Here is a 24,101-nt window from a genome sequence, read left to right as displayed (position 1 = left end):
AAGCGCTCAATGAGTGCTCTATAAATTCTTCCGCACCCCGACACTTCTACTGCTTACTTACCCAACTGCCGCGCCAGAAAATCCGGCACCTTCGCAGCACTGAGCTTATTGACCGAAACCAGCAAATCCGGGTGTATCGATGGCACGCTATAAGTGTGCGATAGCCGCTGGGCCACATGCAGCAACAAATTTGCCGATACTTCAGCATCCGCCTCAGCTCTATGCGCCGTTCCTTGAAAGGGAATGCGCAATGCGCTCGCCAGCGATCCCAGCTTGTAACTCGGCATGCCGGGAAACAGCCGACGCGATAATTTGAGCGAGCAAATCAGTGCGTTATAGCGCGGCTGCAAATCTAGCAATGCGCTTTCTGCAACTAAAAACTTCTCATCAAAACTGGCGTTGTGTGCGGACAGCGTATCGCTGCCGATAAAGTCCAACAGCGCCGGGATGACTTCCGACACAGGCGGCGCCCTATTGACCATCGCCTGCGAGATACCCGTCAACTGGCTAATGAATCCAGGTATGCGCACATTGCAATTGACCAGCGAAACATAGCGCTCAACGATTTCGCCGCCCACTATTCTGAGGGCGGCCACTTCCGTGATGCGGTCGCCCATTGCAGGACTGAGGCCAGTGGTCTCGAAATCGAGCATGACGATCGGTTGTTGAAATAGGCTCATAGATCCTCAGAGTGCATTTTTTTGATGGGCGGACATTACAGCACGGGATTTTAAACGGTAGTAGCACTTATGCGTAAAAAAGCGAAATCAACACTTTTCCAACAGAGAAACATTAGCAAGACTACAATCGACAAGTACGTGTGCTACTAATCAGTAAGTTTACTATCCGCACTAGCAACTAACCTTCCCGTGGAAAAAAATGACAATACTCAATATCAATGGCAAACAACATAATGTTGATTTGCCAGGAGACACCCCAATACTCTGGACGTTGCGTGACAACATCGGCTTGACCGGGACTAAATTCGGTTGCGGCATGGCGCTATGCGGCGCTTGTACCGTGCATCTGGATGGCGCACCGATACGTTCTTGCGTGACGCCCATCAGTGCAGCAGCAGGTAAAAAAATCACCACTATTGAGGCCATCGCAAACGATGGTCTGGGCAAGCAAATTCAACAGGCTTGGGTAGCACTGGGCGTGCCGCAATGCGGTTATTGCCAGGCGGGTCAAATCATGTCTGCCACTGCATTGCTAAAAACTACACCAAAGCCAACCGATAAAGAAATCGATGATGCGATGAGCGGCAATATTTGCCGCTGCGGAACCTACACCCGCATCAAGGCAGCCATCAAGCAAGTTGCCGCACATCAGGGAGCTGCAAAATGAGTATTTCCTTTGATGCTGAAGTAGGTCAGGCGCTGGTAGAGACTGGCATCACCCGGCGCAGTTGGCTCAAGAGCGTAGGCGCATTCACTGGACTAGCCTTAACCGTTGGTGTCAACGGCATCGTCAGCGCCGCTGATGCACCTGTCGCTGCCAAAAAATATGGTGGCGCGAACATGCCCGGCGGCACGGTCGATAATCCCTTGGTGTTTATCTCGATTGGTGCCGACGGCATCGTCACCATCGTCGCCCATCGCTCGGAAATGGGGCAAGGTATCCGTACCAGCCTTCCATTAGTAGTTGCTGATGAGCTTGAAGCTGACTGGAGCCATGTCCGCGTAGTGCAAGCAACCGCTGACGAGGCGCGCTTCGGCAACCAGAATACCGACGGCTCACGCAGCATGCGCCACTTCTTTACGCCTATGCGTCAGGTCGGCGCGACTGCACGGTTGATGCTGGAAACTGCCGCAGCTGCCCGCTGGAATGTGCCAGTGTCCGAAGTCAGTGCCCATAATCATGAAGTCCTTCATGCCAAATCCGGTCGCAAGTTGGGCTACGGCGCGTTAGCCATTGAGGCCGCCAAACTTCCTTTGCCAGCGCCGGACCTGATTCACCTGAAAAATCCGGCCCAGTTCCGCTATATTGGTAAAGACAAATTCAGCAGCGTTGATTTTCTCAATATCGTGACCGGCAATACCCAATACGGTATTGATACACGCCTCGAAGGCATGATCTACGCCGTCATCGCCCGTCCGCCCGTATTTGGCGGCAAGGTCGCCAGCTTCGACCCTGCAGATGCCCTGAAAATACCGGGCGTGATCCGCGTCATTGAATTGAAAGGCAGTCCACCGCCAGCGGTCTTTAATCCTCTGGGTGGTATTGCCGTCATCGCCAGTAACACCTGGGCGGCCATCAAGGGCCGCGAAGCGCTGAAAATTACCTGGGACGATGGTGCCAATGCCAGTTACGACTCGACCGCCTTCAAGCTGACTCTGCAAGAAGCGGCCCGTACCCCTGCCAAAGTCATGCGCGACGACGGCGACACGATGGCAGTGCTGGCAAGCGCTGAGCAGGCCAACAAGCGTATTGAGGCCGAGTATTACATCCCGCATCTGGCCCACGCCTCGATGGAACCGCCAGCGGCCACCGCACGCATTATTGATGGCAAATGTGAAGTCTGGGCCTGCGTTCAGGCACCACAAGCAACGGTTTCCACTGTTGCCGCACGTCTCGGCTTTAAATCCGAAGATGTGAAAGTCAATGTAACTTTGCTGGGCGGCGGTTTCGGCCGCAAATCCAAGCCGGACTTTGCTGCCGAGGCCGCTCTGTTATCGCAAGCAATGGACGGCAAGCCGGTCAAAGTGACCTGGACCCGAGAAGACGATGTACGCCACGACTACCTGCACACGGTCTCGTTCGAACATCTGGAGAGCACACTTGACAATAAAGGTATGCCGCTGGCCTGGCTCCATCGTAGCGCCGCGCCGACGATTTCCTCCACATTCGTCGTTGGGGCTGAGGGCGAATCGGCGGGAGAGCTCGGGATGGGCGCGATCAATATTCCGTTCGTGATTCCCAACATCCGCGTAGAGTCCCCGAAAGTCGCCGCGCATACCAGGATCGGCTGGTTCCGCTCGGTATACAACATTCCGCATGCATTCGCGGTGCAATCGTTCGTGGCCGAACTTGCCGCAGCGGCTAAACGCGATCATCGGGAATATCTGCTCGAATTGATCGGCCCTGCAAGAAAAATCGATCCAAAAGAAATGTCTGACAGCACCAACTATGGTGAATCTCCAGTCTTGTATCCGCTTGATACTGGTCGTATGCGCAATGTCGTTGAACTAGCAACGCATGAAGCTGGTTGGGGCCGCAAGGTCGCCAAGGGTCACGGACTGGGATTGGCGGTGGCGTATAGCTTTATGAGCTATGTAGCGGCGGTAATTGAAGTCGTCGTCAGCGAAGATGGCGCAATCAGTATTGCCCGCGTGGATGTGGCCATCGATTGCGGCCCGGCTGTCACGCCAGACCGTATCCGCTCACAAATTGAAGGCGCTTGCATCATGGGCTTGAGCCTTGCGATGAGCGGTGAAATTACGTTTAAAAAAGGTGCTGTTGTTCAGAGTAATTTTCATGATTACGAAGTACTGCGCGCCCTCGCCGCTCCCCGGGATATCCGTGTGCATATCGTGCAGCATGCCTACGATATGCCGCTCGGTGGTGTGGGCGAACCGGGTACGCCACCGATCGCACCGGCGCTGTGCAATGCGATCTTTGCTGCGACCGGTAAGCGCATACGTGACTTGCCGATTCGGGAGCAATTGAAGAAGGTATAAGCGGAAGGTATTAGGCACCAGGCTTACATGCGCCATCACTGCCGCAGTGACAGTAATGGCGCATGTGCGTTATAGAAATTTCATTGATGTACGTTCAGCAATCGCCGCGGCGACAGTCTTCTGCGCCATGCTCTGCACGCTTTGCGACAATGCGTGCAGAGCTGCATCATCAAGCCTCTGTAGTGGTAAATGCAGACAGCGCGTTAACCAGAGATCAATCTTGTCATCCGGCTGCTTGTCCTCGACAAAGCGCATTTGTTGCTCCGCCAGCTCTGAGTACTTATTATCGAGTTCGCTTCGCAATGCCTTTGTCAATGGCACTCTACTTGCCACTTTTACATACAGATTTACCAATTCACAGTACCGGTTTGGCTGGCAATATACCGCCTCTTGTGCTTCAGCTTCTCCTGCGACGTCCTCTCCAGAGGGCAACAGCATCGCTCCTTTAAGTAGCACCGTTTCGTCAGATTTCCCTAAACCGAGTTGTATTTTAAGAGCGGAAAAATTAGCCTTCAGCGAGTCCCTGATCGGCGCCAGATAAGTATCGACTACATTTTCGTGAACGATTTTCCCATCCATTAACTCAAGGCATCTTTCGACGCCATTATCTTCGGACTTTGGATCAAACGCGACCGAGGGTGGCTGTATAAAAGGAACAGCCTGTGCTGCCAGACTGCTTCCACCAATGTCCCGTATGCGGGATTTGGCTGCTATCAACATGGTAAAAATATCAGCTTGATTTTCGCGTTCCGACTTCTTCTGAGCACAACATTGTCCGATGAGGATGGCAGAGACTTCCGCCTTGCGTAACTCCCCGGTTAATCGTGCGCAAAACTCACTGCCCGGCTTCAACATCACAGACGACCAATCCGTCAGAATTCCCCAGTCCTTCAATTTGAAGGCTAACCCTTGGTCCGCGTAGCCATCCTCGCCAACGACACTCGTCATTACTGGCAAGATGCCAACCTCCTTGCAATATTGATCGACAGAATCACGTAAAAACGTATCCGTTTTACAGCGTTTATTCTCAATACAAACTAACGCGGGATCAGACCATATTTTGACAATATCCCGGATCACGCTGATGAAGAGCTCTCGCCGCTCCGGGTCTCCAAGTCCAAGTCTATAGACTGGAAGCAGGTCTTTCGGCTGTATGGTTGATGGATCACCGTTATGTGTGGCAAGAGGGGTGAGCATTGCGCCACCCTGTATTTCTGTCACTGTCATATTTTTACTTCCCGTCGCGGTTTATAACGGATCCCACTAACAGATGGCTTTACTTCACCATTTATCGCTGCACGGTAAGAAGCCTCCGTTTGAGGGAAATATTTAACTGTGAATTCGACACCAGGAAAATGTGGCGCAGTAATCATAATATTGTTCAGACATACCGGACAAGGAGGAAGTTTTGTCACGATTTCAATAGCGATAAGAGATGGTGCACCATTGGTATACAGGTAGCGATCTCGGACCAGCCTCGTTAATATTAATTCAGTGTCCCATGTGCGTATCTTTACTCTGCCTTTGGCTTTGTTTGAATAAATGATACCGTCACTGGTCCTTTGTGCACCCTCTGTTTCTTGCCTTGAAGCTTCCTCGAGCGCGTTACCAGGAATATTTCTATATTCTTTTAACCCGCTGCTATGCGTGGCGTCTTCAAAAATAGCTATGCTGTTATCGCCCCCAGATACGCAGGCTATATATTTTATTGTGCCCCCTTTTTCCGTTATTTTTATATAAGCAAAATTTCTACTTCCAGAAAAGTCATTAAAGGTACGTTGTAGTAGCGTAAGAGTATCGCTCGAAGTCATGTCCTCAGTGATCGCGATAGCTGGTAAGTCTGGAAACATTGTTTGTAAGTTACCCAAAATTTCTTTAAGCTCCCCAGAGTTTGCAGCAATATAAACAGGGCTAATGTCTCTTAAGATTGGATCTGCATTGACGAAGCTATTAATAAAATTGTTAATGTAAATTCCGGTTCTGTACTCAGATTCCATAATCCCTGTGAGACTATCGTCAATTATTTTTTTTACATTTTCATATTGTTGTAATCCACGAATTTCATACCATGGTGTTCCATCTACATATCTCTGCAATCTGGAGAGCATAACAAGCAATGCATTTTCACCCAACACATCTTCCAATGCATTCAAGATAGCATCGCCATCGTCAGTTTTTACGGTAAAAAAAAGTTGCAGTAAATTTTTTGTAGTGGTTCTGGATATGTCTACTTTAAATTTTTGAATTTCAGTAAATCGTTCGGCCAAGAGAAGGGCTTTTTGTTCACGCTGATAGACCATATAAATTCCAGTCTCTGCTGCCGATACCTTCATCAATGCAACCTTCGCGTTAAGATCGCCTGCCGCATCCTCAGTAAGTTTACAGCCGTAATAGGTATCCCCTCCTATATGTAACATCAGGTATAAGCCATCGTCTTTTCGATAAGTGGCATAAGGTACTGTGAGGCGATACCCGTGATCGAAGTGTAGGTCCATCCCCATGTTGTCTTCAATTTTGACAATCGTACCTTCGATATCGGCAGGAAAAGTGATCAGTTCGGAGATATCTTTTTTGTTCAAAACAGCGCTGTTATAGTTATTTTCCCTGCCATGGATAAAAATATATTTACCGTCTACATAGGTGTAATCTACTTCTTTCCTTACGGCTCCCTTTTTTATTTTCTCAGGTGACATTATTTTTTTCGTGTGGGCAATAACCTTATAGTCCACTTTGTAGACTTCTTTCGAACCAGGCCGCTCCTGAAATATCTCTTTATCAGTTGCAATCAGGTATTCATCCTCTCCACGCTTGGATATTTCACAGATCCTCACTGCGGGCGCACGCTTCTCCCGGCATTGGCCATAGCCCCCTAATCTCCGCTCAATGTCATCCACCAATTGCAATTCGAATGGTTTGTTTCTGTCTCGAATGTCTACGGCATATTTTTTACCGCCAATCTCAAACACCGCAAATCCCTGCTCTTCAAGTCCTTCATTGTTCAGATGTTCAACGTCTACATGCGGCGGAAATTCGATTTCCACTCCTTCTCCCCTCCGGTTATTGAAGCGCGACATGCTGATCGTATCGGGAAGTGGCGCGACAACGACGAGCTGATTGTCGGCCGTTCGTCTCAGCAATGATCCGTACTTATTTCCAGTCTTTCCATTTGCCAGATAAAAATACTCTTCTTCAAGATCGAGTATTTCGGCATCTTTTACTAAAGCATTTTTTTCCAACGGTTGTCCGTCAACGCTAATTGTTTTGGCCTTGCCACCGATAAAGTTGGCTAACCGTAATTCAACCCCGGCACGAATGGCGTCATCACTGACAGACCAAATGCCCGTTTGCGGAGATAAACGCAAACCTCGTTCAAGATTTTCTTCAATATCCCGGCCCATGCTTTCGGTTTCACGCTGATGAGAGAGCAAACTGGCAAGGCTGGCAAGTTTATCTTTACTTATTTGTGCGATCTTTGCTGAACCGAGGCAGAGATGGTGAAGCATCTCGATGCCCGGATCCATCAGTTGTGCGGCTGTTGACAGTGTGTGGATACCAAGCGGTGTTATTTTCGAGGCGATATTGTCCTTTATCCATTCTGGCTGCATGATTGCGTCAGCTGCAGAGCGCATATTACCCATAGAAAGATCGCGACCTACGATGATTTCGGCCACTTCCATGGCAGCCTGCTCAGAAAACTTTAACCCTGTACGCGCCAATTGAAAGCTAGTTTCGGCCAATGCACCTACGAGTGGCACTGCTACCAAGGCATCTACCGCGCAAGGAAAAATCGCCCCCACCACGTTGCCTGATTCAAGTTTATTTGCGCATTCTATAAAAGGGAAAAAATACTTCTCCTGCTCTTCAACGTTATGGCGGTCTAATTCAACTTCGGTCATGCCATAGGCTTTGGCACGGGATTTATCGAGCATGGGTTTGAGCAGTAGTTGGGTGAGCCGTGTCGATATCGCCGTCATGTCATTGGGCGTAGACAGCGGCATTAATTGAGTCACATTGAAATGCCACTGCGTACAGGTATTTTCTTCAGGCCATTTACCTAGCGCGTCTAGCGTTACATTTGAAAAAAAGCGGCTCCGATCTGCGTCTAACCATGCAGAAAGCGACATTTTCTTGTCATCAATACGATTGATCAGCGTTACACCAAGTTCACGGAAAGATACGCCATACAGCTTTTCTTGATCAGGAGTGGTGACTCTGAGGATCAATCCACCATGGTCTGTTGGATACGTCACCGGTGTCAGTGCCTTAGCGTGACGGGCCAATTCCGAGATCATCAGTCCAGGCGGCAGACCGCTGGAGAGACTGTCTTTAAGAAGACGTTTCTCAAGAGAGGGGCTGAGTACCTCAACCTTGGTGGCATTATCGAAGCTGTCGTCAGCGTTCAGATCACCAATTGACTTGAGCATTAATGCGTTCCATTGCGCCACCACATTTTCAGAAAAAACCTGAAAATTAGCTTCGAATGTGGCATTCAGAGCGGCCACTGATGGCATTTGTGGATACCGATGCGTCACCACACTGCCATGCGCTAACGTACAGCCAGAAAGAAAATATTCCAATATCGAGAAGGTATTGGCACACTTCTCGTTAGGGTTATCCAAATCTGCATGGTAAAGGGTGACCTTTTCATCCGGTGGAATGCCACGCGCCAACAACATTTTCCGCCCAAGCTGAGCCCGGGTGGCTGCGTCCGAGTTAATCAGATCGATCGGTCCTGCCCACTGTTTTAACGATCCCGTGCGCGCCGGACGATGCGCCTCATCCAGAACACGCATAGCTGTAACGATTGTTGCTGTCGCATTTTCTTTCGGTGCAAGTAAATCGATCTTACCTATCGCATCGGCATACCGCATGCCACTGTATATCTCGGATAACGCCGCGGTATCCTTCCATTGGGTATTGTTCTCAATCAGTGAACGTAATGCCAGTACCATTTTCCCTAGAATCTCTTTACTGTATTGCTGCGGCTCCAGACTAAGTTCATGGGCTGTATCCAGAGCCACTTGCAGTTTGGCCCATGGAAATCCTTGATAGACCATGTCACCCGGGGTATCACTACGCATGAGCAAAGGCTCATAACTACTCAGTATGTAATAGCCAACCCATTGCGCATCTTCCAGGGTCAGACCAGGATGTTGTAATTGAATATGTTGCACAAAAGCCTGTTTGGTCTCCTCGACAGTCAGCCCTTGTCGTGCGGCCTGTAAAAAAGAAAAACCGCCGAGTGAAAACGGTTCTTGTACACCGGCAGGAGCAATCAGCGTGGCCAGTAGTATTGCCACCGTTTGTTGCTGAAATACGGTATCGATGGGTTCGAATCGCGTGCCTTCATAAAAACCGCAACTACGCATCAAAGGCCGCATCAAACGATTAAGCTCGATCTGATCGAGGGTCGTGACATCGACTGGCATAAAGTCTTGCGTACGTTTCGTTAAATTATTATTGTGAGCCACCAGATTGGCGCGCAACAACACCAGTACTTCTGACGTATCCATTACTTCGGCCCAACTTCCGTAATCTTCACGTAAATAGTGGTAAAAGCTCCGTAAAAAGCAATTATTAGTAATACGAGGAATCCAGTTTGATTCAGAAAGTATCGGCGAAGGCTGGGTTCCTGAAGGCGCTTCAGAAGATGCAAAAGGTATCGAAGAAAGAGACTTTGATGGTGATGTCAATACCGCTGCAGATGGCGTAGGAGCACGCTTGTTTGTCGTTGCAATAATTGGGTTGGCTTGCTTCAAATCATCCTGAATCTCCGAGATGGTGGCGGGAGAAGCGACAGCCGAGCGCGCATGGCGCAATTTCTTTGGTGCACTAAACAGACGGTCAGCGTCTGTTTTAGCATGCTCGGTTCTATTCGATGCTAAAGAAACGGATACCGTTTTCTCACCTTGATTGTTATTGGATGATTGGTTTTTATCTGAGGCCGGTGATGCTGGCCCTGCGTGCCTGGTCACGCGTGGCGCCGGAAAATACGACGTAAATCTTTCCCTGTAGGCCTCTGCAGCAGAGCTAACAGGAATCTGATTTGCGGCCGGAAGAATACCTCCTAAAACTCCATATACGTGCAGATAAAACGCGGCCTTAGATTGTTGGTATGTCGGAGTGGTACTTTGCATCCCAAGACGCTCTCGTAGTTCTTCGGCATTGATAGCACTAGCCGATATGAGTTCGCGACCTTCCTGAAAGGCTGACAGCGATGCACGGGCACGCGCAGGTCGTTGCACACCTATATTTTTCGTCCCTGAAATACGGTCATAAAATTGCTGAATTTTACGAGGACTTATATGTCCATGCATATTATTTAAATGACGGCAATTATTTTTTGGGTGATAGGTAGTTTGAGGTATGTTATTTCGCATGAATGTGGACCTTCCTAATTAAACGATAAATGCGGTATGACGATTACTCGATAGCAGTAATCAAGATCATCAGAAATAGCTCTTTTGCTTCTTTTTTGACTTGTATGTTCACGCATCATTTCAGGCGATCCGTCACGTAAAAAATGCCATTACTGAGCAGATATCAGGCCATTTCAATTGCGCCGAAGATTAATTTAGTGGGAAAACTCTGACTTTCAAAAAATAACTTTTGAGCCAATAATTTTCTCTAAAAGATGATCGAAAAAATGCATATCAGCACTTTTTATTATGAAATTTTCTGACGAAAAAAAGGGAGGGAGAAATAAAAAAATCAGCCTATAGGCTGATTTTTTTGATATTGCAGAAGATCAATTTGACACGTAAAGAAACACATGCCGGATGCTGCACTACCACGACATTTACTTGTCCTTCTTCGGACGCCCGGCCTTCACCAATGGCAGGCTGGCAATCGCGGCCTTCAATTTGGCATTATCCAGACCTTTGATCAGCGCCACGCCAATCCGAAGCAATTCACTTTTCTTCACTGCCATGCCTGCCTTCAGGCAGGCTTTTTTAACGTCATTCAATACTTGATATTCATCTTCCGGCATAGTGAAACTATCGCGCACCAACTTCACTTTTTTGGTTTTTATTTTTTGCTCTGGAACCGGTTTAGCACGGGCTGCAGCCAGAGTTGGGACCGATTTTGGCGGCACTATAATTGCGCCACTTTTTGGTGGAACCGTAACCGTAGTTGCTGGCACTACCTTCTTCACTGATACAGGTTTCTTCAATACAGCAGGGATAGGCTTCGACTTAACTGCCGGCTTAACTGCTGGCATAACTTTATCCACACTGGCTTTCGGTGCTGATTTTTTTGTCGCAGCGACCGCAGGTTTAACCGGTTTTACAGATGCTTTCGTAGCCATAACAACTCCCAAAATTAAATAGTATAAATAATATATGCAATTTAATTAAAATTAGCAATATATATCGATTTACCTGTGACCGTTAGATGCCATAAAAAAATCCCGCCCGAAATGAAGTCAGGCGGGATTTGTCGTTCGAATAGAGATAATACAGAACAAAAGTCAGGTACGTTTGATCGCAAACTCAACACCAATTTCACGCCACCAGTCCCGCTCTTTTTCCATCCAATAAGTCGCAGTCGGATGGTCAGCAATCCATTCACGTTTGATGTCGAGCTCAATTTTGCTCTTCATCTTGACGCGCAACTCACCCAAATTGACCTCTATACGTGAGTGTAAAAACATGACGGCGAGTCGTAGTGCCAGGACCGCTTTGGAAAAATCGGCATCCAACAAACTTTCACTAATCTTGCGCAAGTTCCCTTTTTGCCCAAGGATCAATTGGCTCATATTCTTTTGCTCGCGGGTTGTAAAACCTGGCAAATCGGCATTCGCAATTAAATAGGCAGCATGTTTGTGATAGCCACTTTGCGATACCACCAGACCGACTTCGTGTAGCAATCCGCTCCAGTGCAGATATTTTTCTAGTCCGTCATCATTCGGCTTGAGTAAACCAAACAGCGCGCTGGCAGTTTCAGCGACACGATTGGCACGCAATTGATCGACATGAAATCGTTGAGAAAAATCACGCACCGATTGCTCCCGGCGATCTAAACGGGTGTCACGCAATTGCAGATCCCACATGACGCCCATGCGTAAGCCGGCTTCAATTGGGTTGAGGACTTCAATACACAGCTCCTGCATCAAGCCGCTTAATACCGCAACGCCGCCAACCATCACGGCGGCCCGATCCGGCTTCATACCAACCATGTCAATCCGAGTGACGTGGCCCATCTGGATAAAGCGTGCCTTTAATGCCTCCAGGCTTTTGTAGGATAAACGCTTGTCTCCGAGATTATTTTTGTCGATGGTCTCAGCAATGGCGCGTATCGTGCCGGATGAACCATAAGCATTCGTCCAGTTTTGTGGGCGATACGGTGGTGCGGCGTCTTCAAAGTGGCTGCGCGCCGAAAGAATAGCGGCGTCATACGCAGCGGCGGTGATACTACCATCAGCAAAAAACGCCAGACTTTGATTGACGGTGCCGATACCAAATGATTCCACTCTTTCGATTTGCTGGCCACGCCCCAGAATCAACTCGGTCGACCCTCCACCGATGTCGAGTACCAGCCGTTTTTCATTCGGCAAACGCAGCATACTGGAGACGCCCATATAAATCAGACGCCCCTCTTCCTCGCCAGAAATAATTTCTATCGGGTATCCGATCGCGGCTTCCGCTGCTGGCAAAAATGCGGCTGCGTTCTTTGCGATACGTAGTGTATTGGTGGCCACAACACGGACCGCTTCAAGTTGGTAATCCCCGAGGATGCCGCGAAAACGCGTGAGCGAATCAAGCGCGCTCTGCATCGCTACCTCGGTCAGATTTCCTTTGCTATCCAGACCCGCTGCTAAGCGGATCGGATCGCGTGCGCTTTTAATGACACGAATGGCATCGCCATTGTATTTACCTATATGTAGACGAAAGCTGTTAGAACCTAAATCAACTGCTGCAAACATACCATCCTCTCTATCTACCCAAGAATTAAATAATCATCGTGTTTCCACGGATCAATATAGACAATAAGTCAGCATTATTACAGGAGAATGACACCGCTTATCAAGCGAGTTTAGATCCTGAGGTGACCTACAAATCCTATATCCTTCATCGCGAAATACAACCTCATTGCGCATCGATGGCGACTAACTGTTTTCGTCTGTCGGCGGTGCACCACGCCAGAATTCGGTAACAACACTCAGTTCGCGGGTGCGTTTGAATGGCGGCAAGCTTTGCCAGATACGCTTGCCATACCCTTTGGAAATCAAGCGTGGATCGCAAATCATCAACACACCGCGATCACTCTCATCCCGGATCAGCCGACCTGCGCCCTGCTTCAAATTAATAATTGCGGCGGGCAATTGGTGGTCCATGAAGCCATTCATGCCTTTCTTTTCCAACGCCTCAATGCGTGCGGCCAAGACTGGATCGTCTGGCGGAGAAAATGGGAGTTTGTCGATAATGACGAGCGACAACGCTTCGCCACGAACGTCAACGCCTTCCCAGAAACTCTGACTGCCGATCAATACTGCATTACCGGCGGCACGAAAACGGTCCAATAATTCTGTACGGCCCGCCTCGCCCTGCACCAATAATGGAAATGGCAATTTGCGCTCTTCAAACTCTGCACGCAATCGTTCCGCTGCACGATTAACCGCACGCAGCGAGGTGCAGAGCAGGAAAGTACGACCGCCAGCGGCCTCAATGACCGGTAGCGCGGCATCGATCACCGCATCGGTATAGTCGGGCGAGTTTGGTTGCGGCAAGTTTTGTGGAACGTACAGCAAACCTTGTTCGTTGTACGCAAACGGACTGGGCCAGGACTGAGCAGGCTCACCGGTCAACCCCATTTGTGCGGCGTAATGCTTGAAGTCATTTTTTACCGCTAGCGTGGCCGACGTAAAAATCCAGGTCCGCGGCGTACCTTCGCGCTGCTTATTGAAAATAGGGGCAATCGAGAGCGGAGTCTGATGCAGTTGCAATGATGTAGAAAATGCCTCGACCCAGAGCACGCGCCCTTCGGCGTCGCCATGCACGGCGTCCTTGATGCTGTTTTTGGGCTTGGTGCTCTTGGTCGCTGACTCTTGCTTGTTCCAGGCATCGAGCCGCATGCCGAGCTCAACGGCGCGGGTACGGCATTGTTCGATGGTCTCAGCACGCTCAGCTTGTTTTTCCAGCGTCGCTATCATACCGTCGAACTCTTGACGCAAGGTCTCCAACGCGGGGAAGAAGATGCTTGATGGCGCGATCTGGCTCACCGATAAACGCACTACGTCTTGGGGAAATGCCAGACGTAAATCACGGGCAGCCTTTTCGACTGGCATGACGACCTTGGCCCAGTCAGCACCATCGCGGGCATGCGACAGACCTTCGGCCAACACGTCCCTGCATAGTTCAAGAATGTGCGACGTCGACACCGTATCGCCGAAAAATAAAGTGGCAACTTCTGGCAATTGATGGGCTTCATCAAAAATGATGGTGTTCGCTGACGGGAGCAATTCGGCTACGCCAGTATCTTTTAGGGCGACATCGGCAAAGAACAGGTGATGATTGACCACGACGATGTCAGCTTGTTGCGCCTCTTTGCGCGCCTTCATGACGAAGCAATCCTGGTAATACTGGCATTCCGCACCAAGGCAGGTATCTCTGGTTGAGGTCACCAGATTCCAGATCAAGGCGGTTTCCGGGACTTTTGCCAGCTCGGCCTTATCGCCTGAACTGGTGGTCTTCATGAAGCGTGAAATCTCACGCAAATGGCCGGTATCCTCGCGTGAGGTCATCCGGCCATTTTGCAACGTCCGCTCAAGATGGAAATGGCACACATAATTGGCGCGGCCCTTTAACAGGGCGATCGATACTGGCGCACTGAGCGCTTTGCGTACGGTAGGAATATCACGCGAAAATAACTGATCTTGTAAGTTTTTGGTGCCGGTAGAGATGATGACTTTGCCGCCCCATAACAACGCCGGGACCAGATAGGCAAAGGTTTTACCCGTCCCGGTACCGGCTTCCGCAATCAGTGTTGTTTGTTGGGCAATGGCTTCGGCAATTGCTTTCGCCATATCGGTTTGGGCTAGCCGAGGGCGAAAGCCACCGACAACTTGTCCTAGAGGTCCGACAGGACCAAATAATTGATCAATGTCGGCGTCGTGCGTGCCAGCGGGAACGGGCGGGTGGTTTGCGGCAAGGGAGGAGGATCGTTCTTCGGTCAAGGTAACTTACGGTAATCAGATTTGGGACAACTCAGGAACAAAATGAACAACATTTGCAGAGGTAATGGACTATATAGCTGCTCTGGCATGAGTGAAAATGAGTGAGCATGAGCAGCCTTGTGTAGTTATGCAGGAATGTCGGGAATTAATTGCATTCTTAGCAGCGTAATATGATCTTTTAATTGTAGTTTCCGCTTCTTCAGGCGTCGCAATTGTAACTCTTCACGCCGCAGATCGTTCGCCATCACATCAATCACCGCATCAAGATCGCGATGTTCAACTTCAAGCGCAATAATGCGGCGGTGAATATCTTCCCGATCTAGCATAGTCACATCCCAGCAATCAAATTCAATGAATTTTAGAGAATTATCTCAAAACGAACAGAGATAATTTTTACGTATAACTTTACAAAAGCCATAAAACATTTACGTCCTTAGCCATGACTTTCTCATCAAACGTCGCTGAATTGACGTTGAGTTACCCCGAATTTCAAAATACGCATAACAACAACGCAGTTTAATCTACCCGGGCGAATGCGCCAATATAAGATCAAAGTAGAAACGGACCAGCACATCGGAAAATCTTTATGTAAAAAAACGGCCCAGTCATTATCTGGGCCATTTCATTTACCACATCGTTCTCTAGCTTCAGGGCTGGGCGGGTACAGCTGGTGCCTGGGATGCCTTCTTTTGAGCCAACTGACGTTCTTTTTCGGCCTTCTTCTCGGCTACTTCACGTTGACGTTCCGCAGCATCCTGACCTTTTTTGATAAATGCAGCTCTATTAGCAGCGCGCTCAGACGATTTCGCAGCCTCAGTTTGCTCAATACGCTGCAATTTCGCTGCATTATCCGAAACACGTTTTTCTGCCTCACCTGCATGCAATTTTGTATTAGCTTCAACGGTAGCCGCTTTTTCGCCAGCTTCTTTTACATTACGTGCAGTTGAGCTTTGTTTTTCTTGTTGGTCTTGCGCACGTTTCGGTGCTTCGATCCCCTCTTTAATCGCCTGATCGGCCAACGCTTTGTCACGATCATCCGCAGTGGCACGGCGCTTAAAGGCATTGGCCTCTACTTCAAGAGGCCGAATTTGCTTTAATGCCAGACGGCGCTGCTCTTTAGCAGCGTTTAAACAATGATTAACAAAAAACTTTTTATAGCAAATGCGTTGTTCATTGAGGTTACGCAGTTCAACCTCAGCACGTGCCTTACTGACGTCGGTTAGAACTGCATCGGCGCCAACCACCGAACTTACCGAACCGATTGGATGATGTGCCACAAAATCTGCGGCGGGTATCGATGCATCTAATACTGTATTGGGATCAACCGAGACGACAGGCATGACGCTACCGGCTTGCGCCCATGCAGGACCGGTTACACCGCCGCCCAACATCAACACAGCAGCCAATGTGAGCATTGACGAGAAGCGCTGACAAACACCGATGACTTGCGTCGCAGGGGGTTGGTTATGAACAACATAAGGGGCTATTTTCATGGGGTTCGATCCATTTCTTTACGGTACTGCATTATCCTAGAAACGGCAGCCACGCTACTGCCATTTCTAGGATGATACGATTATTCAACGCCACAATTGATGCTGGCACCACGCTTACGCAATCGCATCCGCTTTGGCGCGCTGCTCTGAATCCATATATTCCAGAGATTGCATTTCACTAATACGTGAGACGGTCCGATGAAACTCATTGGACAGCATACCCTCGGTATACAGCTCTTCAGGCGCGACTGCAGCTGACATAATTAACTTAATCTTATGATCATAAAATACATCAATCAGCCACGTAAAACGGCGTGCTTCAGAGGACATCGCGGCTGACATTTGCGGGATACCGGACAATATCACCGTATGGAAGCGACTAGCAATTTCCAGATAATCATTCTGCGATCTGGGGCCACCGCACAGTGTTGCAAAATCAAACCAGATAACGCCGCCAGCGCGCCGCAATGATTTGATCTTGCGGGCTTCAATATCGACGATAGGGTCTTCATCGGCGACTTCGGCAATGCCGCTAAAGGCATGGCGCAAGGAGCGATCGCTATCGCCATTGAGGGGGGTGTAATAACTATCGACCAGATCCATGGCGCGCCTGCGGTAATCAATCCCTGCATCAATGTTCATCACATCGAGCTTATCGCGCAGGAGTTTGATCGTCGGCAACATCCGATCGCGATGCAAGCCATCGGGATAGAGCGTGCCTGGCTCATAATTGGAGGTCATCACAAATGACACACCGTTATCAAATAACGCTCTCAACAAGTTATACAAAATCATGGCGTCGGCAATATCGGAGACATGAAATTCATCGAAACAAATCAATCGATATTTTTTTGCGATACGTTTGGCGACTTCATCCAAGGGATCTTCAACGCCCTTCAACTCGTCTAGTTGGCGATGTACGGCACGCATGAATTCATGAAAATGCAAACGGACTTTGCGCACTACCGGGACCACTGAATAAAAACTATCCATCAGAAACGACTTACCCCGACCAACGCCGCCCCACATATAGATGCCACGCGGGACATCGGGACGATTAATTAAACGTTTGAAAGAGTTTGAACGCTGGTTTTTGAAGCCCACCCATTCATCGTAGGCTTGTTGCAGCCGTTCTACAGCCTGTAATTGCGCAGCATCGGAAGTAAATCCGCGCTGGGTCAGCGTCTGTTCGTAAAATTCCAGAACGTTCATAGTGTCAATCTTCAATGCCTACGCTGCCAAACTTGCCACTCGTTGGTGAGCGCACAATTTACAAATATAGGTAAAAACAAAAATGGGCGAGCCTTTGCTCACCCACGCTAAATCGAAAGTCTGGCGTTCTGACTTACAAAGCGGATTACTGGAATATCTACAATGGTTCCATCTCAACCGTCACCCGGCCAGGATAAGGACTGGTTTTACCACCGTCGACCGGAAAATTCTTGAGCGCTGCAAAGCCTGCACCTCCAGTACCAGCACCAATCCCCATGTACGGAAAACTGATACCCGGAGGCGCCTTGAGGATAGTTTCTGTATCGCGATAACCGCTCTTGCTACAAACAACATGCAAATCGCCATCTGTAACCGGTATAAAGACGTCATCAGGCGTGGTTAATTTCCATGTCCCGCTGTCGGTATTTAACATACAACTCGTCGCTGAGAGCGGCTGCCCTTGCGAGCGAGTTTCAATCATGATACGTCCATCATTTGATCCCGTTGTCGCGCAACCGGCAAAAAATACAGTAGACAGTAAAGGCAGCAGAAACAAATGACGCATCGTGATTTCCTAGAAATTCAGGGAACGCTTATCAACGGCTAACGCCGCTTCTTTCGTCGCTTCTGACAATGACGGATGCGCATGACAGATACGGGCAATATCTTCAGCGGAGGCGCGGAATTCCATTGCAACAACAGCTTCGGAAATCAACTCGGAAGCCATTGGACCGATGATGTGAACACCTAGAATTTCATCGCTCTTGGCATCGGCTAAAAACTTCACCATACCGGAAGTATCACCCAGTGCACGGGCCCGACCGTTGGCCAGGAACGGGAACGTACCGGCCTTATAGGCGACGCCTTCGGCTTTTAATTGCTGCTCGGTTTTTCCAACCCAGGCGATTTCAGGGGATGTATAAATGACCCAGGGAATGGTATTGAAATTAACATGACCATGTTGACCGGCGATACGCTCGGCTACCGCAACGCCCTCTTCTTCCGCTTTATGCGCAAGCATTGGTCCACGCACAACATCACCCACCGCCCAGACATTTGCCAGATTGGTTTTGCAGTCGCCGTCAACGTTAATAAAGCCACGTTCGTCAAGTTGCAAGCCAACGCCTTCAGCGTTGAGCCCGATGGTGTTTGGGGTGCGGCCAATCGAGATGATTAACTTGTCGAATACAGCTTTTTTGGCTTCGCCTTTGGCGTCTGTGTATTCCACCGTGACGTCTTTTTTGCCAGTAGTTATGGCGCCGATTTTTACGCCAAGACTAATGTTCAGGCCTTGTTTTGCGAATAATTTTGCGGCTTCTTTGGCAATTTGGTCGTCGACTGCGCCGAGGAAAGCTGGCAGTGCTTCGAGTACGGTCACTTCAGCACCCAGACGACGCCAGACGCTGCCCATTTCCAGACCGATCACACCAGCGCCAATAACGCCGAGTTTTTTCGGTACGGCCCCAATTGCCAATGCACCGGTATTGGAGAGAATCAGTTTCTCGTCAAAGGCTGTGCCCGGTAATTCACGGGCGTTGGAGCCAGTCGCCAGAATGATGTGCCTGGCGCTGATGGATTCTTCGGTCTTGCCTGCAACCTTGATTTCATAACCGTTAGCATCACCTTTGACGAACGAACCACGGCCATGAAAAAAGGTGACTTTGTTCTTTTTCAGCAAATACAAGATACCTTCGTTATTTTGCTTAATCACCGTATCTTTACGCGCCAGCATCTGTGGCAGATTCAAGCTCAGCCCCTTGATATCGATACCGTGATCGGCAAAAGCATGGCCCGCATGTTCGAAGTGCTCGGAAGATTGCAGAAGTGCCTTCGATGGAATGCAACCTACATTGGTACAGGTCCCGCCCGGTGCCGGGCCATCATTGGCATTTTTCCACTCATCGATACAAGCGGTGCTAAAACCAAGTTGGGCAGCGCGAATTGCTGCGATATAACCGCCAGGACCGCCACCGATGACGATGACATCAAATTGCTTGCTCATAGTTTTCCTTCGATTTTTTTACAGTGCTCTTAGCGTCAAAAGCATCACGCGATACTTTAGATAAAGGCGCTTAGTCATTTATTTAGTAAATTCGGTATTCATTACTACTACAAAAACAATGCACTTGAGGCCGTCGTGAATCTCATGAAGAGCATCCGTTCGACCGGCATCAAAGCGCAATTGTTTTTTAATTACAAGTCTAGCAACAAACGTGCTGGATCTTCCAGTGCATCCTTCATGGCAACTAACGCCAATACTGCCTCACGACCATCAATGATCCGGTGATCGTAAGACATCGCCAGATAGTTCATAGGACGAATGACGATCTGTCCTTTTTCGACCACAGCACGGTCTTTGGTGGCATGCACACCCAAAATCGCAGCTTGCGGGGGGTTAATGATCGGCGTCGACAGCATCGAACCAAACGTACCACCATTAGAAATCGAGAACGTACCGCCGGTCAGGTCTTCCATCGTCAACTTACCATCGCGTGCTTTCGCGCCGAATTCGCCAATTTTCTTTTCGATTTCAGCAATCGACATTTGATCAACGTCACGCAATACCGGGACAACAAGACCACGTGGTGAGCCCACAGCAATACCGATATCGAAATAGCCGTGATAAACGATGTCGTTACCATCAACCGAAGCATTGACGATAGGGTAACGCTTGAGCGCAGCAACAGCGGCCTTAACGAAGAACGACATAAAGCCAAGCTTTACGCCATGCTCTTTCTCGAACTTATCTTTGTACTTGGCACGCAAATCGAGAATCGGCTGCATGTTGACTTCATTGAATGTCGTCAAAATCGCATTAGTCGCTTGCGATTGAAGCAAACGCTCAGCGATACGCGCACGCAAACGGCTCATTGGCACGCGCTCTTCCGGGCGCTCTTCCAGTTTTGCTTTTGGTGACGCAACTTGTTGCAATGCAGGTTTGGCTGCGACCGCAACAGGTGCTGGCGCTGGAGCTGGAGCTTGTGCAGCAGGTTTTGCCGCCAGGGTATTGAGGACATCGCCTTTAGTAACACGACCATCTTTGCCGCTACCTGCGATTTGCGTAGCGCTCAGATTGTTTTCTGATAACAATTTAGCTGCTGCTGGCATGGCGATACCGGCTGCCGTATTGCTGGACAATTCTGCGGCAGCGACAGGTGTACTGATTGCATCAGTTTGTGGCACGTGTAATGCAGATACCTCCATCGGACTGACTTTAGCCGAAGCGTCAGTATCGATCATCGCGATGAGCTGACCTGCAACTACGGTTGCGCCATCGGGTTCGATGATTTGTACAATCACGCCATCCATTGGTGCTGGCAGCTCAAGAACGACCTTATCTGTTTCGATATCGATCATGTTCTCGTCGCGTGCGACTGGGTCGCCAACTTTTTTATGCCATTGCAACATGGTCGCTTCAGCGACTGATTCTGATAGTTGGGGGACTCTAACTTCTATAAGTGCCATGAAATTCTCCGTATTGGGATTGAATCAGGCGTGCCATTTATCACGGTGTCACAGTGGTCCGGCACGCCTTTGTTTCAGTATTCAGTTATTTGGTAAGAACAAAGCCTTTGAGCTTCGAAAATGCGGTATCGAGCAATGTTTTTTGCTGCGCGTAATGCTTGTCGTAGTAACCCACGGCAGGCGATGCGCTGGCTGGACGACCTGCATAGGCAAGCTTTTGACCATCACCCAGATTTTCAAAAATATTGTGTTGAATCTGTAGCCATGCCCCTTGATTTTGGGGTTCGTCCTGCGCCCATACCAATTCATTAAAGTTAGGGAATTGCTTCAACTCGGCAGCAAATGCCTTATGCGGGAATGGATACAGTTGCTCAAGACGAATAATGGCCGTATCAGTTTGACCGCGCTCTTTGCGGGCATTGACGAGATCGTAATAAATCTTGCCCGAGCAGGCGATAACGCGCTTGATCTTCTTAGCATCCATCTTGGTATCAACTTCACCAATGACAGTCTGGAAAGAGCCCTTGGCAAAATCAGACAATGGCGAGCCAGCATCCTTATTGCGCAGCAGGGACTTCGGCGTCATGATCACCAACGGCTTACGGAACAAGCGAATCATCTGGCGACGTAACAGATGGAAAATCTGCGCCGACGTAGTCGGTTGCACTACTTGCATGTTGTTATCTGCACATAATTGCAAGAAGCGTTCCGGACGTGCCGATGAATGCTCTGGTCCCTGACCTTCATAACCGTGCGGCAGCATCATGACAAGACCAGAAGCACGGCCCCATTTCACTTCGCCAGAGCTGATGAATTGGTCGATAACGACTTGTGCACCATTGGCAAAGTCACCAAATTGCGCTTCCCAGATAGTCAGCGTGTTTGGTTCAGCAGTCGAGTAGCCGTACTCAAAACCGAGTACCGCCTCTTCCGACAACACTGAGTCAATCACATTGAATGGCGCTTGTTGATCTGAGACATTTTGCAGCGGAATATAACTACCAGCATCCCAACGCTCACGGTTTTGATCATGCAATACCGCGTGACGATGAACGAAAGTGCCGCGACCAGCATCTTGACCCGTCAAGCGAATCGCGTAACCGGAAGAAACCAGTGACGCATATGCCAGATGTTCGCCCATACCCCAATCGAGATTGAGTTCACCCCGACCCATGGTGGCGCGATCATTGAGTACTTTTTCAACTAAGGCATGTACCTTGAAGTTTTCAGGAACAGTCGTAATCCGTGCGGACAAACGCTTGAGTTCAGCCAGTGGCACGGCAGTATCGGCGGCGTCAGTCCATTTACGATTCAGGAATGGCAGCCAATCAACCGCATATTTGCTCTTGAAGTTGGTGATGACCGGATCAACCGTGTGCTTACCGGCATCCATCGCATCGCGATAGGCCTTGACCATCGCATCGCCTTCATCCGGGGCGATCGTGCCTTGCGCAGTCAACTTGTCTGCGTAAACTTTACGCGTACCTGGATGCTGGGCAATTTTTTTGTACATCAGCGGTTGCGTCAACGCTGGCGTGTCTTGTTCGTTGTGACCAAGTTTACGGTAGCAAATGATGTCTACAACGATGTCCTTCTTGAACTCGACCCGATAATCGAGCGCGATCTGGGTTGCGAATACCACCGCTTCCGGATCATCCGCATTGACATGCAATACCGGCGCTTCGATCATCTTGACGACGTCGGAGCAATACAGCGTTGAGCGTGAATCGCGTGGGTCTGAAGTGGTAAATCCGATCTGATTGTTGATCACGATATGCACAGTACCGCCAGTGCCGTAACCGCGCGTTTGCGCCAGATTCAAGGTTTCCATCACAACGCCCTGCCCGGCAAAGGCTGCATCGCCATGCACCAGGATAGGCAAGACTTGCGCGCCATCCTTGTCGCCGCGACGTTCCATACGGGCTTTAACCGAACCCTCAACCACCGGGTTGACGATTTCAAGATGCGACGGATTAAATGCCAGCGACAAGTGGACTGGTCCGCCCGGGCTGGTGATATCGGAGGAGAAGCCTTGATGATACTTCACATCGCCAGATGGCAAATCGTCGCCGTGTTTACCTTCAAACTCGGCAAATAATTCTTGCGGCATCTTGCCCAGTGTATTGACCAGAACGTTCAGACGACCGCGATGGGCCATCCCGATTACCATTTCCTGAATACCTTTTTCGCCGCCGCGCTGTATCGTTTCATCCAGTGAAACGATGAAACTCTCACCGCCCTCAAGCGAGAAACGCTTTTGACCGACATAGCGTGTGTGCAGGTAACGTTCCAGACCTTCTGCTGCGGTCAGGCGTTCAAGAATGTGTTTTTTCTTTTCTACAGTGAAGGTCGGTGCCGAACGGGTCGATTCCAGACGTTCCTGGATCCAGCGCTTTTCGGTAGGATCACTGACGTACATGAACTCAGCGCCAATCGAGCGGCAATAAGTATCCCGCAAGGAATTGAGCAAATCACGTAGCGTGGAGGTTTCGGTACCGAAGTAGGTATTACTGATGTTGAAGACAATGTCCATGTCCGCATCGGTAAAGCCGTAAAAAGTTGGGTCCAATTCTGGTAGGACCGAACGTTCTTGACGTTGCAGTGGATCCAGATTTGCCCAGCGCGAACCGAGGTAACGGTAGGCTGCAATCAGTTGGGTAGCTGCGACGCGCTTACGACCCATTTCAGCATCAGCTGAAGCAGAAATTGTACGAATAGGACCATGCTTTGCGCGTTCGGCAAACGACGCAATAACCGACGCGTGCGCAACATCAGGTTTATCAGTGCCATCGACTGCAGGCACATGTTGCATGGCGTCAAAATATGAACGCCAGTTATCTGAAACAGATCCGGGATTGTCGAGGTAAGACTCGTACAGCTCTTCGATGTACGGTGCGTTACCTCCGAAGAGATATGAATTGGAGCGATATTGCTGCATCATCTTGCTCACCTTTCTTCGCGTAACGCGAGATTAGCGGGTTAACATAACCTTCCGCGACACGGCCTGACCGGTTAGCGGATTGCACATCAAGTTGTGGGGAAGGGATTAAATTACGACTGCCTGTTACTGTATTC

General features: G+C 49.3%; 15 protein-coding genes. 2 read left to right on the top strand and 13 right to left on the bottom strand.

The annotated features are described in order from the left end of the window. Positions 1-53: 53 nt before the first annotated feature. Entirely contained in the window at positions 54-680 is a 627-nt protein-coding gene (locus ACVBEF_RS03270; protein WP_447122512.1) for a 3'-5' exonuclease, read from the bottom strand. Positions 681-879: 199 nt separating this feature from the next. On the opposite strand from ACVBEF_RS03270, the gene ACVBEF_RS03265 reads away from it, so the two are divergent. Both ACVBEF_RS03265 and ACVBEF_RS03260 read left to right on the top strand, forming a co-directional pair. Next, entirely contained in the window at positions 880-1,347 is a 468-nt protein-coding gene (locus ACVBEF_RS03265) for a (2Fe-2S)-binding protein (protein WP_447122511.1), read from the top strand. Continuing rightward, positions 1,344-3,680 carry a molybdopterin cofactor-binding domain-containing protein gene (locus tag ACVBEF_RS03260; protein ID WP_447122510.1) on the top strand — a complete coding sequence of 779 codons (2,337 nt, stop codon included), beginning with the start codon at positions 1,344-1,346 and terminating at the stop codon, positions 3,678-3,680. The genes ACVBEF_RS03265 and ACVBEF_RS03260 overlap by 4 nt, the downstream gene beginning before the upstream one ends. Positions 3,681-3,749: 69 nt before the next feature. Here the strand turns inward: ACVBEF_RS03260 and ACVBEF_RS03255 are convergent, their stop codons facing one another. The 12 genes from ACVBEF_RS03255 to ACVBEF_RS03200 all read right to left on the bottom strand — a co-directional run bounded on the left by ACVBEF_RS03255 (position 3,750) and on the right by ACVBEF_RS03200 (position 23,967). Next, the gene (locus ACVBEF_RS03255) at positions 3,750-4,907 is read right to left on the bottom strand and encodes a hypothetical protein (protein ID WP_447122509.1); all 1,158 of its coding nucleotides are present in this window, start codon (positions 4,905-4,907) and stop codon (positions 3,750-3,752) included. After that, positions 4,904-10,060: a type IV pilus assembly protein FimV gene (locus ACVBEF_RS03250; protein ID WP_447122508.1), complete on the bottom strand. Its 5,157-nt coding sequence runs from the start codon at positions 10,058-10,060 to the stop codon at positions 4,904-4,906. The genes ACVBEF_RS03255 and ACVBEF_RS03250 overlap by 4 nt, the downstream gene beginning before the upstream one ends. A gap of 419 nt (positions 10,061-10,479) precedes the next feature. Continuing rightward, a complete protein-coding gene (locus ACVBEF_RS03245; RefSeq protein WP_447122507.1) occupies positions 10,480-10,989 on the bottom strand; it encodes a hypothetical protein in 510 nt (169 codons plus the stop codon). Between the two features lie 162 nt (positions 10,990-11,151). After that, entirely contained in the window at positions 11,152-12,606 is a 1,455-nt protein-coding gene (locus ACVBEF_RS03240; protein WP_447122506.1) for a Ppx/GppA phosphatase family protein, read from the bottom strand. Positions 12,607-12,789: 183 nt separating this feature from the next. After that, positions 12,790-14,856: an ATP-dependent DNA helicase gene (locus tag ACVBEF_RS03235; RefSeq protein ID WP_447122505.1), complete on the bottom strand. Its 2,067-nt coding sequence runs from the start codon at positions 14,854-14,856 to the stop codon at positions 12,790-12,792. 125 nt (positions 14,857-14,981) lie between these two features. Further along, positions 14,982-15,182 (bottom strand): YdcH family protein, encoded by a 201-nt coding sequence (locus tag ACVBEF_RS03230; protein WP_447122504.1) that lies wholly within the window; start codon positions 15,180-15,182, stop codon positions 14,982-14,984. A 321-nt stretch (positions 15,183-15,503) separates the two neighbouring features. After that, a complete protein-coding gene (locus tag ACVBEF_RS03225; RefSeq protein WP_447122503.1) occupies positions 15,504-16,349 on the bottom strand; it encodes a hypothetical protein in 846 nt (281 codons plus the stop codon). 114 nt (positions 16,350-16,463) lie between these two features. Beyond that, on the bottom strand, positions 16,464-17,561 hold the full coding sequence (gene zapE / locus ACVBEF_RS03220) for a cell division protein ZapE (protein ID WP_447122502.1): 1,098 nt from the start codon (positions 17,559-17,561) through the stop codon (positions 16,464-16,466). A 157-nt stretch (positions 17,562-17,718) separates the two neighbouring features. Then, positions 17,719-18,042, bottom strand: a complete 324-nt coding sequence (locus ACVBEF_RS03215; RefSeq protein WP_447122501.1) for a hypothetical protein — start codon at positions 18,040-18,042, stop codon at positions 17,719-17,721. A gap of 93 nt (positions 18,043-18,135) precedes the next feature. Further along, entirely contained in the window at positions 18,136-19,563 is a 1,428-nt protein-coding gene (gene lpdA, locus ACVBEF_RS03210; RefSeq protein WP_447122500.1) for a dihydrolipoyl dehydrogenase, read from the bottom strand. A 191-nt stretch (positions 19,564-19,754) separates the two neighbouring features. Continuing rightward, positions 19,755-21,026, bottom strand: coding sequence for a 2-oxoglutarate dehydrogenase complex dihydrolipoyllysine-residue succinyltransferase (gene odhB / locus ACVBEF_RS03205; protein ID WP_447122499.1), 1,272 nt, complete (start codon positions 21,024-21,026; stop codon positions 19,755-19,757). Between the two features lie 85 nt (positions 21,027-21,111). Further along, positions 21,112-23,967, bottom strand: a complete 2,856-nt coding sequence (locus ACVBEF_RS03200; RefSeq protein ID WP_447122498.1) for a 2-oxoglutarate dehydrogenase E1 component — start codon at positions 23,965-23,967, stop codon at positions 21,112-21,114. Positions 23,968-24,101 lie beyond the last annotated feature (134 nt).

It is taken from the genome of Glaciimonas sp. GG7 (assembly GCF_052976905.1).
This window is presented reverse-complemented; position numbering and strand designations above follow the sequence as displayed.

Excerpts from the sequence above, each read along its gene's own strand:
- ACVBEF_RS03270 (WP_447122512.1), bottom strand. The coding sequence starts at position 680 with ATGAGCCTATTTCAACAACCGATCGTCATGCTCGATTTCGAGACCACT.
- ACVBEF_RS03265 (WP_447122511.1), top strand. The coding sequence starts at position 880 with ATGACAATACTCAATATCAATGGCAAACAACATAATGTTGATTTGCCA.
- ACVBEF_RS03260 (WP_447122510.1), top strand. The coding sequence starts at position 1,344 with ATGAGTATTTCCTTTGATGCTGAAGTAGGTCAGGCGCTGGTAGAGACT.
- ACVBEF_RS03255 (WP_447122509.1), bottom strand. The coding sequence starts at position 4,907 with ATGACAGTGACAGAAATACAGGGTGGCGCAATGCTCACCCCTCTTGCC.
- ACVBEF_RS03250 (WP_447122508.1), bottom strand. The coding sequence starts at position 10,060 with ATGCGAAATAACATACCTCAAACTACCTATCACCCAAAAAATAATTGC.
- ACVBEF_RS03245 (WP_447122507.1), bottom strand. The coding sequence starts at position 10,989 with ATGGCTACGAAAGCATCTGTAAAACCGGTTAAACCTGCGGTCGCTGCG.
- ACVBEF_RS03240 (WP_447122506.1), bottom strand. The coding sequence starts at position 12,606 with ATGTTTGCAGCAGTTGATTTAGGTTCTAACAGCTTTCGTCTACATATA.
- ACVBEF_RS03230 (WP_447122504.1), bottom strand. The coding sequence starts at position 15,182 with ATGCTAGATCGGGAAGATATTCACCGCCGCATTATTGCGCTTGAAGTT.
- ACVBEF_RS03225 (WP_447122503.1), bottom strand. The coding sequence starts at position 16,349 with ATGAAAATAGCCCCTTATGTTGTTCATAACCAACCCCCTGCGACGCAA.
- zapE (WP_447122502.1), bottom strand. The coding sequence starts at position 17,561 with ATGAACGTTCTGGAATTTTACGAACAGACGCTGACCCAGCGCGGATTT.
- ACVBEF_RS03215 (WP_447122501.1), bottom strand. The coding sequence starts at position 18,042 with ATGATTGAAACTCGCTCGCAAGGGCAGCCGCTCTCAGCGACGAGTTGT.
- lpdA (WP_447122500.1), bottom strand. The coding sequence starts at position 19,563 with ATGAGCAAGCAATTTGATGTCATCGTCATCGGTGGCGGTCCTGGCGGT.
- odhB (WP_447122499.1), bottom strand. The coding sequence starts at position 21,026 with ATGGCACTTATAGAAGTTAGAGTCCCCCAACTATCAGAATCAGTCGCT.
- ACVBEF_RS03200 (WP_447122498.1), bottom strand. The coding sequence starts at position 23,967 with ATGATGCAGCAATATCGCTCCAATTCATATCTCTTCGGAGGTAACGCA.